This window comes from Bradyrhizobium sp. USDA 4532 (genome assembly GCF_024171315.1).
In the GTDB taxonomy this organism is placed as follows: Bacteria; Pseudomonadota; Alphaproteobacteria; order Rhizobiales; family Xanthobacteraceae; genus Bradyrhizobium; species Bradyrhizobium australafricanum.
In genome coordinates this window covers 7,341,129-7,353,320 of the sequence record NZ_JALJZN010000001.1, presented here as the reverse complement: position 1 = coordinate 7,353,320, position 12,192 = coordinate 7,341,129, and the positions used below count along the sequence as shown (strand labels likewise).

The window sequence follows — 12,192 nt, the reverse complement described above, 5'->3', positions numbered from 1 at the left end:
TGCTTTCAATGGACCGGCTCCTGCTTCGCTTCATGTCCGTCACGCCCAGATATCCCCTGTGGGCGCGGTACCTTTTGAGCCTCGGGCTCGTCGGGCTGGCATTTGTCGCCAAGCTCCTGCTGGACGATCAGTTGAGACCCTATCCGCTGGTGCTGTTCATCCCGGCCATTTTCCTGGCCTCTGTCATCTTCGATCGCGGTTCAGGCTTTCTGGCCACCGGCGCGAGCGCGGCGCTGGCGGCGCGATATTTTATCCCTCCGCCGCCGAGCGCCGCGATCCTGCCGCTCCTCATCTTCCTGGCGAGCGGGCTATGTCTTGCAGGGGTAACGGAAGCCTTGCGCGCAGCGCTCCAGAAGCACTCGGAGGCGAAGGCCTACGCGGACGTTCTCATGATGGAGTTGGCTCACCGGACCAGGAACGACCTCGCGACCATCATGTCGATCCTCCGTTTGCAGGCGCGGTCGGACCCTAATGCCGACGTGCAGGCGGCGATTACGTCCGCGCTGGCGCGGATCGAGGTCGTCGCGAAGATCCATGATCGCCTGCGCGACACGCCGGTTGTTTATCATGCGGGCTGGCCTGCAAATCCTCGCACGTTGTGGACGTGAACATGTTCGCCGCGCGCAATGTGCGCCGTCGCCGAACCGATCGGCACACCGTATTTGACGATCCTTTCGTCTAGCCCGATGCCGCAGCGGGCGATCTTGTGGCCAAGCGAGATCGTGATCGCGAGCGTTACCGCCACGCCATCGACAACTATGGTCTCCCCTGCAGCGACCTTGCCGCGTGCGACCAGCACATTGTCGGCGCTGGAAAGCAGCAGGAGCCGCGAGTCGCTCTGTTCAGGCTTGGCGTTCGCGCGCCCACCCCCGTCATTAGGAACAAACCTCAATCGACCCTCCCTTTCGATCGTGGATCTGCATGACCCTTGCACCCGTGTCAGTCGCTGCCTCGCTCGTAGGACCGCGACCGAATGGCGGTAACCGAAACGACGGTGATCGCGCAGCAAGCCATCAGATAGGCAACGACCCACGTCGGCTTGCCATTGCCGGCGGCCACGAGCGCCGATGCCACGAACGGTGTCGGACCGGCGATCAGGAGAGCATTCAGTTCACGCGCCAGCGCGATGCCAGAGAAACGGTAGCGGGTCGGGAACAGGTTGGCGAGGAACGCGCCCTGCGCGCTGGCAAGCCCGCTATAGCCGATGCCGAAGCCGATGCTCAGAGCCAGCGTCGCCAGCACCACATTCTTCGTGCCAAGTATTGCGAACATTGGGAACGCGTACAACATTGTGAAAACGCCGCCGAAGAGATAGACTCGCGCATGGCCGACGCGGTCGGCGAGCGCACCAACAGGCGGCGTCAGCACGATGCCGGTCAGCGTCGCGATGATAACAGCCGTCAGCGCGTCCGTCCGGGCCATGCCCAGCGTGTTGGTCATGTAGCTCAGGCTGAACGCGCTGAGGATGTACGCGTTCGCGTTGTGCCCAGTGATCGAAAGGAAGCCGCACACGACCTCTCGCGGGCTATTGCGGATAAGTTCGCCGACTGGCACCCGCGCTTCGCGGCGGTGGGCGGCGGCACGCTCCATCGCCTCGACATATTCAGGCGTCTCGTCGAGGTTCTGGCGAATGTAGAGCGCGACGCCAATGAGGAGTGCCGAGACGAGGAACGGCACGCGCCACGCCCAGCCGAACAGGGTTTCTTCAGGCAGATAGGCAACAAGAAGGAAGAGCAGCGTCGCAAACATGATGCCGGCGACAGTCGCCGACGACAGATAGGCAGTGAAATACGCCCTGCGATGAGCGGGGACGTATTCGGAGACGAGCGTCACGGCTCCCGCATATTCCGCACCAGCGCCGAAACCCTGCAGCAGGCGACAAATGACCAAGAGGATGGGAGCTAACACCCCAATCTGAGCATAGGTTGGCAAGAGACCCATCGCGACGGTGGACAGGCCCATCAGCGAGACCGTGAAGATGAGCGCGGGCTTACGCCCGAAGCGATCGCCGAAATGCGAAATCAGGATGCCGCCGAGCGGCCGGCTGAAGAAGCCGGCGGCGAACGTCGCAAACGCCGCCAGCACTCCCGCCGAGGCGGAGAACTGCGGGAAGAACAGTTTGTTGATGAACAAGCCCGACGCGGCGCCGTAAAGCGCATAGTCGAACCACTCGATAATCGTGCCGATGGTCGCCGCAGTCACGGCGCGTCTGATGTTGGCGCGCTCGGCGGGCGCCTTGTCTACCGCGATGGACATCGTCATGGGTGTTTCCTCAAATATGTTTTTCTCTGGATCGATCGGGTCTTGCTCGGCGCCGGTCTCAAGGAATCGGATCCGGCATCGGCACCTCGAAGCGCCTCGCGCATTCCACTATTTCAGCGCTGATGCTGGCTGACAGTCGGACGCCGTCCCGAAGCTGCCACTCCCACCGCGCAAGAGCGTGAGCGCTTGGCAGTTCGACACGTTCGAAGCCTTGCCGCGTCTGAGATGCGTGGCACATGCCGGCAAGCGCCGCTACTTGACGCCGGAAAGCGTCGGCCCCTCCGAATGCGGCGAGGTCGATGACGAGGATGAAAACCGCCGCACTCCAGCCGTCGGTTGCGTCAGCACGTCCCCGCCCGCTAAGGCAGCCCGTCAGCAGTTCTACGATGAGACCGAGGGAATAGCCCTTGTGGCCGGCCTCCAGACCGCCGAGAGGCAGAGCCGTACCTGGCGGGATAGCTGCCATGATGTTGGGATCGGTCGAGGGTTGGCCTTGGCTATCCATCAAAAAGGGGTGCGGCAGCTGCTCACCGCGCTGCCGATAGGCGGCGATCGCGCCGTTCGTCAACAGCGCGGTGGACATGTCGATCATCACCGGTCCATTGGTGGCGGGTGTGCCGAACGCCATCGGGTTCGACGTCAGAGCCGGCGTTACCCCACCGAACGGCGCGACGCTGCTATGGCCGGGATCGGTCAGTGTCAGTAGCATCATGTAGCCGGCGTCAACTGCCGGCCTCAGATAGGCGCCGAGGCAGGCGTATGGTGGCTGCGCTGGATGGCGATCGCCCCCATCCCGAACCGGGCCGCCCGCGACATTGCTTCTTGCGTCGCGCGCCGCAACAGCCAGGGCCCGGGAAGCTTGTGCCCATCCCAAGTCAGGCGCGCCGAAGTCATTGACGATTTCGGGTTCGCCCACAACAGACATCTCATCACTCTCAATCTCGCGCAGATAGAGAGGCAGTAGCGCCAGCTCATGGGTCGATTTCCCGAAGCAGTCGCCCTCGACCAGTACCGAGGCAATATCGGCTGTCCGGTCACGAGCAAGCCCGGCACGCTCGAGCAAAGCACTGGCGCAGGCTTCAAGGGCGCTGGCGCGGTAGCTTGCACCAGCAGCTTCGGGATCCGCGCTCATAATTTGATCGCGTGTCTTTTCGGGCAGAACGCAAGGATAGAGAAGGTCATGAACGTCTTCCCAGTGTTGTTTGTGATTGTCAGACTCGAAAAGATTGCTCCCTCCGAGCCTCCGCCTCAGAGCTGCGCGACAGTGGCATTGTCGATCAAATCCCAATCAAGCTCGGCGCCGAGACCTGGCTTTTCCGGCAATGTTGCGATGCCGCCTTCGACCGGCAGCGGAGACGCCAGCCCGAACTCGAATTTTTCGCGGGGGCAAAGCAGCTCAAAATAGCTGCAGTTCTTCACGGCTGCGCAGAGGTGAAGATTGACGAGTTCAAGCGGCTGGAAGATGGCCGAATGAATCTCGCAATTCATGTGGAAGCTTTCGGCAAGATGCGCGGTCTTCAGGACGCCGGTCACCCCACCCGCCCAGCTGACATCGGCGCGAACCGCATCGACGACGCGACCAGCGACACATTCGGCCACACTGTAGGGATGTTTGGCTAAAACTTCAGTGCCAATGACCGGAATGTCGAGCGCCCGCGACAACTCGCGCAACGCAGAGAAGTTTTCATCCGGGATAGGCTCTTCGAGCCAGCGATAATCAAGTCGTTCGAGAGCTCGCCCATAGCGTATCGCTTCGTCGAGCGTCATGAAGGCGACCGGGTCGCTCATCAACGTGAATTCGGCCCCTACCGCTGCGCGCACGGCGGCATGGATTTCAATATCCTCGCCGACGGACCGGCCCGGCGGATGCAGCTTGTACGCCGCATAGCCGCCAGCCTTGGCCGCAACCGCCTCGGCGACATAGTCGTCCGCGGTTTTTAGAAACATCGAACTCAAGTAAGTCGGCACCTCCGTCCGGCAGCCGCCAATGTAGCGATGCAGCGGCTGTCCGGCGGCTTCAGCGCCCAGGAGCCAAAGACAAACATCGGCCGGCCCGTAGGAATAGATCGGCAGATGGCTCCAGAAGCGGTCAACTTTCCGGAACTCGTGCCAGAGCGCCTCGCGGTCGAGCGCATTACGGCCAATCAGAAGTGGCTTCAATGCGGCCGCCGCAAGCTCGCCTGAGCCACGTGCAGAGCGGCCGGCAAAGCCGAACATCGAAGCCGAGAGCCCCTCTTCCGTCGTCAGTGTGTAGACGACGAATTCAAACCCATCTCGATTGCTGGTGCCGAGCAGCGTATCCTCAGCAAGGGACACCTCGCGGTGATGACAACAGCGTATGTCGACCGTGGCGATCCGCATGGTCAGAACTTGCCGTATGTCAGATAGGCCTCTCGCGGGTCCATCCCGTCGAGGATCGCCTTGCGTACCTTGTTTTCGGTGTTCATCGCGACGGCGGCCTCGTCGGTAACTGCCCCGACGAGTTCTTGCGGGACGCGGATGACGCCGTCACGGTCGCCGATCAGATAGTCGCCGGGCCGGATCAGCACGTCGCCGATGGTAATGGGCACGTCGAAGCCGCGCGGGAGCCAGCGGCCGACAACGTCGCGAGGCGTATGCCGGCGCCGCCAGCACTGGAAACCGATCTTGAGGATGAAGTTCACGTCGCGGATATTGCCGTCGATCACACAGCCGAGCACCCCCTTCTTCTGCAACGTTTCGGCCGACAATTCGCCCATTTGGGCAATGACGCGGTCGTTCGGCTGGCACACCCAGACGTGGCCGGGTTTAGCCTTGGACAATAGCCCGGTCCATTCAAGCAAGGTCTGGTGCGCTTCGGCGCGATCGTCGACGTGGCCCTCGATGGTGAAGACCGGCCCGCACAGCACCTTTTCCGGAACGAGCGGCGTGATCTCCGGCGGCAGCGTGAAGTCGGCGAGGCCCCTGCCGCGCATGACGTCATGCACGACGCCAGTGTAGCAGCGCGACAAACGCTCGGTCAGCGATTCAGTCATGGTGTAATACCTCTTCCATCGTCGACCAATGCTCTCCCTCCGCGCGGCTCACGAGCGGCACCTGCATCGGGTCCGCAAGCGCCCACGATGCGCGGGTCCTTGGGTCGGCCGCCATCCGCGCGCTGTCGCCGGAAAAATCCTCGCCGTGATATTTCCAGTAGCCGAACAACAGGTTCTCCGGCATGCGCAGGAAGATCGTGCAGTTGCGGATGTTGTATTCGGAGATCCTGGCCAGGATCTCTGGCCAGGCGGCCCCATGCAGCCGCTTATACTCGGCGATACGCTCCGGTTTGATCGACGCGCATCGCACCGATCGCGTCCCAGTCCCAATCGATGCCGAGACCCGGCGCGTCGGACGCAGCCGCCAGCGGATGAGCCGCACCGCCTTTGGCGTACAACTAGTTTGTCAGAGCCTCACCAGGTGCGTTGAGCGCGGATCAGCAGCGTCAGAGCGTTCTGATCCTTAAGCTCATACATGGCGCCGGGCTTCGCGATAGCCGACTGCAGAGGCAGGGTCACCTTGCTTCCGCTCGCATACTTCTGGTCGAGCATGCTGTAAGCGAGGTCGGCCGAGAAGGTCAGGTTCTTGACCGGTGTCCAGCGCGTGATCACACCGACTACCCCGTAGTTGAAATCGGGGTTGCAACCGGCAACGCCGCTCGAGAGCGCTAGGCCTGCAACGAAGGCGCCGCAGATGTAGCCTTTAGCTGTGCCGTTATACCGGACAGCGGCCCAAGCACCATAGATACCCGTGTTCCAGTACGGATTCCAGTTGTGCGTATAGCCGCCCTGGACGCCGTAGGTCGTGGTCAGTTGCTGGCCGGAGCCAACCACAAACACGGAGTCAGACAGACCTGCAAGGCCAACGCTCTGGTAAGCACCCGCTAAACGGGTGCCGCCGTACATTGCGTATGTGGTCGTCATCAGGTCCTGGAAGTTGTAACGGCTCGCACCGTTCGTATACACGCCAGACATGTTGATCGTGTCACCCGCGCCGGTGGGCAGATTCTTGATCGACAAGGCCAACTGAGCGGCCCAGCCCCACTTGTCGTCCGGATGGCCAGTCGTTTCGTCGGCGCCGTAGTAGGCGGCATGGTTGTCATGCGCGGCGACCGACGCCTGGAAGAGACCCCAAGCTTGATCAACGCGAACCATGGCGACAAGGTCAGGAGACCACGCGCCTCCGATGTCGTTCGCGCCGTAAGCTCCGGTCGCAAGTCCCGCGACCGTTGCACCGCTCACGTTCCAGATGTTGGTCGTATTATACTGAACTTGGTCCTGCGCGGAGATCGCAGCCGTGATGCCCTGGCCGAATTCAGCCGTGTAACTGAACTGGTTCACACCAGTAACCGAGCCGCCAGCACCGGGCAGACCGTCGAAGTTATTGGCCGGATAGTTGACCCAAGGCGAGGAGAACTGCGAGACCGCCTTGCCCATTGTGAAACCAGCGAACTGGATAAACGCGTAGTAGACACCGAGCGTACCACCAGCGACACCAGCTCCGCTGTAGGCAGTCGAGCCATTCACAGCCGTTGTGCCGGTACCTGCATAGCCGCCCGACGTCCAAGTCAAGGCCCCATCGAAGAAGGTTCGGAGCACGCCGTATTCGGTCGCGGTGCGCGTATCGATGTTCAGGTCTTCACGGGCCTTGGTGGTATAGTAATTGCGGAGGCGGTTTTGCGCACCAGCGACACCAGTATTTGGTAGTATCGTGCAATGCGTTTGTATTCAATCCAACCTCGGCTCGCACATAACCACCGAGCTTGATGCAAGTATCGGTGCCGGGGATGTAGTAAAATCCAGCTCCGTACAAGGAGCAAATCTTCACGTACTCGACGGCCTTCGCTTTCACGGGAAGATCGGCTGCCTGCGCGCTGGCGCCCACAAACATGACCGCAGAACCGAGGACAAGACACTTTGTTAGTTTCATCGATGAACCTCCAAGCAAGAAAACATCGTTTCCGTCCTTCAAAGATCGGGACTGCACCCGTTAGGGCCGCAGCAACGCGGAGGGCCGCGACACAGCGTGATTTAGTACAGCGTGGGGAGCGCCACCCCGGACAAATCGGGGTCGATGCGACCAATTTGGGGTCGATCAATATCGTCGGCGTTTTTCGCAAGGACAGGCCGCAAGCCTGAGGAAATCGTGGCTGGTTTCGCGCAAAGGATCGGGGGGACACCACATAGCGAGGGACAGATTCGCAGCGCCTGCCAGCCCGAGATCGAGAAACTCTGTGGTGGTCAGGAGCGAAGAGCCGGCCGTTGCCTGCGAAGCCAGAAGCCACTCGGCAAGCTGATCCGAGCACCAAGGCAAGTCCAGGACCAGTTACGAGGCTTTCCTACTGGCTTGCTGCCGGTCCGGTGGTCCCCTTGCTAAAACTCTTCACACTGCCCCGAGCACGCCGCCGGTTGCTCGGTCGATCTCTTCGAGATAGCGACGGCGCGCGAGCGACTCGGGCAAATAGCCGATCACCTTTCGGCTATCGGCGGATTCGACCACGGCCAGAAGATCCGCCTCCGCCTTGTCGAACACGGCCATCGCGGTCTTCACGTTCATTTCGGGCAGCAGCACGTCGTCGAAATAGCGCGCGAGCTCCACCACCTGGATGTCGTCCGCGATGGTATCGAGCTCGACGGAATAAAGTTCTGGAAGCAGCACCAGTCCGCAATATTCGTCGGCGTCGTTGACGACCACGATCGCCTGCAGCGAGCTCAAGGGGAACTCGCGGCGGCAGGCCGCGATGGTCGAGGTCGATGGCGCCTTGGCGACGTCGCTGCGCATCATCCGCTCCACCGACAGGTTGCGCAGCCAGCCGACGTCGTTGGCACTTCGGATAGTCTCCCCGCGCAGGTGCAGGCGCCAGGTCGAGAACGAATGGCCGAAACTGAAGCGGACGCAGATGCTGGTGACGATGCAGCCAGCCAGCACAACGGCGGTGACGTCGACGCTGCGTGTCAACTCCAGCACCAGGAACGACATCGTCAGCGGACCGCCGACGATGGCGACGCCGAGCGTCGCCATGCCCGTGAGCATGCCGACCAAGGGATCAATTCCGAGCTTCGGGCTCGCGAGGATCACTAGCGCGGCGAACAATTTTCCGAGCAGGCTGCCGACGAACAGCGAGGCGAAGAAGAGACCGCCGCGGAAGCCGGAGGCGAGCGAGATCATGCAGGCGGCAAGCTTCAGCACGATGATCGTCGCAATCAGGCCCGCCGCCATCTCGTGGTGCATATCGAGCACCATCGCCCCGTGGCCGGCGGCGAGCACCTGCGGCGTGACGATCGCCAGCGCGCCGACGCAAATTCCGCCGATCGCCGGCCTGATCCAGAGCGGAAGCCAGGATTGTGTGAACATGCGCTCGAACAGAACGGAGCTTCGCATCACCAGAATTCCGACACCACCGGCGATCAACGCCAGCACGATGAGGGCGAGGTATTGCTCGACGCTGACCGTGCCGACGCGGGGAACTTCCAGCAAATAAGGCGAGCCGCCGAACCATTGCGCGGCGAGCGCCCCCGACAGCGACGCGGCGAGAATGGGGGCTGCACTCGCCACCGAGTAAACGCCGACGATCAGCTCATAGGCATAAAACGCGCCGGTGATCGGGGCCCCGAACGCCGCCGCGATCGCGGCGGCCGCGCCGCAGCCGACGATCAGGCGGAGATCGGTGCGCCGCAAATTGAGGAACTGGCCGAGCAGGGAGGCGACGCCCGAGCCGATCTGGGTGTAGCCCGCCTCGAGCCCGACCGACGCGCCGCAGCCGTTGGAGATGAGGGTCTGGCTCGAGACCACCACGCTGTCGCGGAGCGAAAGATGTCCGCCGCGCAGCGCGTTGGCCTCGATCGGGTCGACCGCGCTCGATATCTTCAGGCGCCGCCGCGACCACTCCATGATCCCGAGCGCGAGCCCTCCGACCGCGGGGGCGCTCAGCGCCGCCCACGGGTTGATATGGTCATGGGCGCTGAGGCGGACGTCGATCGGGATCCCGTAGATCAGGACATGGGCGATCTGGGCGACCTCGCTCATCAGCGTGACAATGGCACCCGCCATGAAGCCTACCAGGAGCGCCAGCGGGATCAGGTAGAATTCGTTGCGACGCAAAAGCGCGCGCACCCGAACCAACATTTTGTTGGTTGCTCTTCGTAGGACAATGCGGCGGATCGCCAACACCATTCGGCTCTTGTAAGGTCCTACCAGAGAAAGCTCGGCGGACCGGATGTGCGATGCCCATCGGGCTTTAGGCTGCTCCGCGAATCTGGACAGGTCAATGAGAATCAGAATTGCCAGTTCTGGGTGCAATTGCTGATGGACCTACCAAGCTGGTACTCGACACTGGCCCCTGATGCCATACGGCAGAGCCAATAGCATCCTCCGCGAACTGCACGCTGCCGGGGAAGCAGTTGATCGGCCGGGTGATCGTTCTGACAGACGGTAAGGCAGGCGCCATCGTCGCCTCCGGGTCCGGTGATCGATCAACAGGTTGCTAGCCAGCCCGAGCCGCCAAGGAGATCCTTCGCCACCTGGCCCATTAGCTCGCGGGCGAAGGACTTGAGGCCCGCCATGCTCTCGCTCCGCGAGGGCACGGCCGACGACGTCCTCGGTCTGCGGCCCGAACAGCCGCGCCTTGTCCGTGTCGTCGCCCCCCCTCGCGATGGAGATAATTGAGGTGGGCGACGAACGGCGCGGCGCGGGCGATGTGACGGATGACGCGGGTCTTGATCACGACGAGGCACGAGCGCCCCGTCAACAGGTGGTTGGCCGGCACGCTGGCGATCCGGCCGCGCCCGAGGCGTGACCGGTTGCCCGTAATAATGCGGTCCGAACGGGGCACCTGCCCGCCAACCCTCTGCGCCGCCGCGATCGCCTGCGCAATAAAGCGCCGCGCCCGCTGCGAAGTGGATGAGCAGATGCCGCCGGGCCGGATGCGAAACTCACGATCCTCAGCCGCCGCCAACCTCGGCAATGTTTATTAGATCGCGGAGTGTCAGTGACTTGCGTGCAGCGCGCACATTGTTGCCCAGGCAAGCACCTTGCGCGGCAGGCGGAAAACTCCAAACAACACAACGAACCGACCGCGGCGCACATTGCGCCCTTTTATCTCGCCATCGCTCGGTCGTCTTTAAGCGTCCGGTCCCTGCACAACTCTTCCATAGTGTGTTCTCGTTCCATTTCGGGTTTTCTGCTCCAGTGGATGATCTCCGACGGCGCCTCGCCGTTCATGGGCAAAGGCGAACCCCGCTGGTCGTTGCACGTTCAGATTTGGTACTGCGACGACCAGGATGCGGAGGAATATTGCGGCCGGCGCATGCTTTCGATGGCGAGGTTCGAGCGCTGGGTTCGCCATCTGGTGAGTCCGGGAGGCTCGCGCAAACGTGTGGAAGAGCAGCGGAATTTTCGCCAAGCGACGGCAGAACGTCCACCCAACAAGCGGTAGCCGAAGCGGCGCAAGAGGCCCACGCGCTCTCGCTACAGTGTGCGCTCGAACTGCGATCCGATCGGGCTTCGAGCGTTCTGGGCATGCATGTCAAGGCGATGAACTGGAGCGGCATCGGGCATGCCGGGTATGCCGCGACGCTCGGTCTTTCGCCCGATTCGCTGCGGATCTGGCGCGATCGTCCCGAAGATTCCGGCGACGAGTTTGGACTGGCGATTGTTCTTCTCCGGGTGCCCGGGCTCAATCAAGCAGCGCTGCTAATTGCGCGCGCCCCAAAACTACGTGACACCGGAAGCGGTGGACGGCCGGTCGATCCGGCGTCGGTTCAGCAACAAGGCGAAGCAGGCGATCGAGCAGCAGACGGAGAAGCCGGGCGTCAGCGTGGCGCAGGTTTGCCGGCGCGATGGCGCCGCCACCAGCATGGCGGTCCGCTGGCTGACCGCTTGCAAGGCACCGCAACTCGCGACGGTGACGCACGCCTACGGCACGGCCAATGAGATGCCGGCGCTCGCCGCCTTGCGCGTTCTGGTGCAGCCGCGGGCGGCATAATGGACACCAAGCTGGCCGATGGACGGCGTGTCTTTGCGCCGGCCAGCAGCACTCCGCCTGCGGTGATGCGGCAGCTCGCCGCAAGGGAGACAGCACCATGATCGTCGTTCCGGCTGGCGTGAAAGTATACCTGACGCTCGGCCGCACCGACATGTCCAATGGACTGGCGGTCCAGCGGAACTCACCGTGGGAGCGATTGAACGCGAACCCCAACTCCCGGCAAGCTCGCGAGATCGCTGATATTGGCTTGCGTTTCCGCCGGCGACGGACCGCCCGCAAGATGTCTCTCGTAACGCGTTGGTCCCGCATGGACGCTGCAAACGCGCCGGGCACGCCACATCGGTCGCGAAAGCTCAGGTAGATGCGCTATACCGGCCAAGTAGACCTAGAGGGAGCGCGATCTCGGAGTGGGAGCCGAAGTTTGAGAAGGACGATTTTCGATACCCCAGGCGGGGCTGTGCTATTTGCCCGTGCGCCCGCGCCGCAGAATTTGGCGATAACCGCCGCGCACCATTGCGAGGCCGGTTTGCACCAGACGGACTCCGGTTGCGCAGATCGTGTGTTTTCCAGGCACGGTCCGGGATACGCTTGCTGCCGAACAACGCTTCAGCGATGCTGCGATACGTGCCGCCGTCCCCACGCGCATCGAGCGCGCGAAGAGCCGCGCTCAACCGTTCGCGTCGCTGTTTGGATAGCTCGTGAAAGGCAGGATTTGGCGCACGCCCGCTCATGGCTCGCCACAGCCGTCGCGCAGCGTACGCCCGCGCGGCGAAGTCGCCGTCAAACGACAACGTGGCCACGTAGTGGGTGGCAACGGCCGGCGCTTCTCTTGACCAGACACGGTGGTCGACCGCGCCAATGCGCAGCACTGCATGCCAGCCGTCGGCGGCGCGGCGAACCCGACCAGCCGCGACATCGATCGACGGCTGAGA

The 12,192-nt window shown here is 62.7% G+C and carries 11 protein-coding genes and 1 pseudogene; 3 read left to right on the top strand and 9 right to left on the bottom strand.

Going from position 1 to position 12,192, the window contains the following annotated elements; all coding sequences use genetic code 11:
• The first annotated feature begins 8 nt into the window (after positions 1 to 8).
• Positions 9 to 608, top strand: a complete 600-nt coding sequence (locus J2R76_RS33940) for a histidine kinase dimerization/phosphoacceptor domain -containing protein (RefSeq protein WP_253625465.1) — start codon at positions 9 to 11, stop codon at positions 606 to 608.
• On the opposite strand, the gene J2R76_RS33935 is transcribed toward J2R76_RS33940, so the two are convergent.
• The 8 genes and pseudogenes from J2R76_RS33935 to J2R76_RS33900 all read right to left on the bottom strand — a co-directional run bounded on the left by J2R76_RS33935 (position 566) and on the right by J2R76_RS33900 (position 9,450).
• Complete coding sequence (locus J2R76_RS33935) at positions 566 to 892, bottom strand: UxaA family hydrolase (protein WP_141340629.1); 327 nt, start codon at positions 890 to 892, stop codon at positions 566 to 568. The two genes, J2R76_RS33940 and J2R76_RS33935, sit on opposite strands and share 43 nt — an antisense overlap.
• A gap of 47 nt (positions 893 to 939) precedes the next feature.
• Complete coding sequence (locus tag J2R76_RS33930) at positions 940 to 2,262, bottom strand: MFS transporter (RefSeq protein ID WP_141340630.1); 1,323 nt, start codon at positions 2,260 to 2,262, stop codon at positions 940 to 942.
• A 58-nt stretch (positions 2,263 to 2,320) separates the two neighbouring features.
• Positions 2,321 to 3,394 carry an Ldh family oxidoreductase gene (locus J2R76_RS33925; protein WP_141340631.1) on the bottom strand — a complete coding sequence of 358 codons (1,074 nt, stop codon included), beginning with the start codon at positions 3,392 to 3,394 and terminating at the stop codon, positions 2,321 to 2,323.
• 116 nt (positions 3,395 to 3,510) lie between these two features.
• Positions 3,511 to 4,623: an enolase C-terminal domain-like protein gene (locus J2R76_RS33920; protein WP_141340632.1), complete on the bottom strand. Its 1,113-nt coding sequence runs from the start codon at positions 4,621 to 4,623 to the stop codon at positions 3,511 to 3,513.
• A gap of 2 nt (positions 4,624 to 4,625) precedes the next feature.
• A complete protein-coding gene (locus J2R76_RS33915) occupies positions 4,626 to 5,276 on the bottom strand; it encodes an RraA family protein (RefSeq protein WP_253625464.1) in 651 nt (216 codons plus the stop codon).
• The gene (locus J2R76_RS33910) at positions 5,269 to 5,586 is read right to left on the bottom strand and encodes an L-rhamnose mutarotase (protein WP_141340634.1); all 318 of its coding nucleotides are present in this window, start codon (positions 5,584 to 5,586) and stop codon (positions 5,269 to 5,271) included. The genes J2R76_RS33915 and J2R76_RS33910 overlap by 8 nt, the downstream gene beginning before the upstream one ends.
• 104 nt (positions 5,587 to 5,690) lie before the next feature.
• Positions 5,691 to 7,206 (bottom strand): annotated as a pseudogene (locus tag J2R76_RS33905) (porin).
• A gap of 453 nt (positions 7,207 to 7,659) precedes the next feature.
• Positions 7,660 to 9,450 carry a chloride channel protein gene (locus tag J2R76_RS33900; RefSeq protein ID WP_141340636.1) on the bottom strand — a complete coding sequence of 597 codons (1,791 nt, stop codon included), beginning with the start codon at positions 9,448 to 9,450 and terminating at the stop codon, positions 7,660 to 7,662.
• A gap of 814 nt (positions 9,451 to 10,264) precedes the next feature.
• On the opposite strand from J2R76_RS33900, the gene J2R76_RS33890 reads away from it, so the two are divergent.
• A complete protein-coding gene (locus tag J2R76_RS33890; RefSeq protein ID WP_253625463.1) occupies positions 10,265 to 10,711 on the top strand; it encodes a hypothetical protein in 447 nt (148 codons plus the stop codon).
• 261 nt (positions 10,712 to 10,972) lie between these two features.
• Positions 10,973 to 11,260 carry a hypothetical protein gene (locus J2R76_RS33885; protein WP_253625462.1) on the top strand — a complete coding sequence of 96 codons (288 nt, stop codon included), beginning with the start codon at positions 10,973 to 10,975 and terminating at the stop codon, positions 11,258 to 11,260.
• Between the two features lie 353 nt (positions 11,261 to 11,613).
• Here the strand turns inward: J2R76_RS33885 and J2R76_RS33880 are convergent, their stop codons facing one another.
• Complete coding sequence (locus tag J2R76_RS33880) at positions 11,614 to 11,991, bottom strand: DUF2285 domain-containing protein (protein WP_246786598.1); 378 nt, start codon at positions 11,989 to 11,991, stop codon at positions 11,614 to 11,616.
• Positions 11,992 to 12,192 lie beyond the last annotated feature (201 nt).

Coding starts and splice junctions, on each gene's coding strand:
- J2R76_RS33930 (WP_141340630.1), bottom strand. CDS start 2,262: ATGACGATGTCCATCGCGGTAGACAAGGCGCCCGCCGAGCGCGCCAAC.
- J2R76_RS33940 (WP_253625465.1), top strand. CDS start 9: ATGGACCGGCTCCTGCTTCGCTTCATGTCCGTCACGCCCAGATATCCC.
- J2R76_RS33900 (WP_141340636.1), bottom strand. CDS start 9,450: ATGGTGTTGGCGATCCGCCGCATTGTCCTACGAAGAGCAACCAACAAA.
- J2R76_RS33880 (WP_246786598.1), bottom strand. CDS start 11,991: ATGAGCGGGCGTGCGCCAAATCCTGCCTTTCACGAGCTATCCAAACAG.
- J2R76_RS33925 (WP_141340631.1), bottom strand. CDS start 3,394: ATGAGCGCGGATCCCGAAGCTGCTGGTGCAAGCTACCGCGCCAGCGCC.
- J2R76_RS33920 (WP_141340632.1), bottom strand. CDS start 4,623: ATGCGGATCGCCACGGTCGACATACGCTGTTGTCATCACCGCGAGGTG.
- J2R76_RS33915 (WP_253625464.1), bottom strand. CDS start 5,276: ATGACTGAATCGCTGACCGAGCGTTTGTCGCGCTGCTACACTGGCGTC.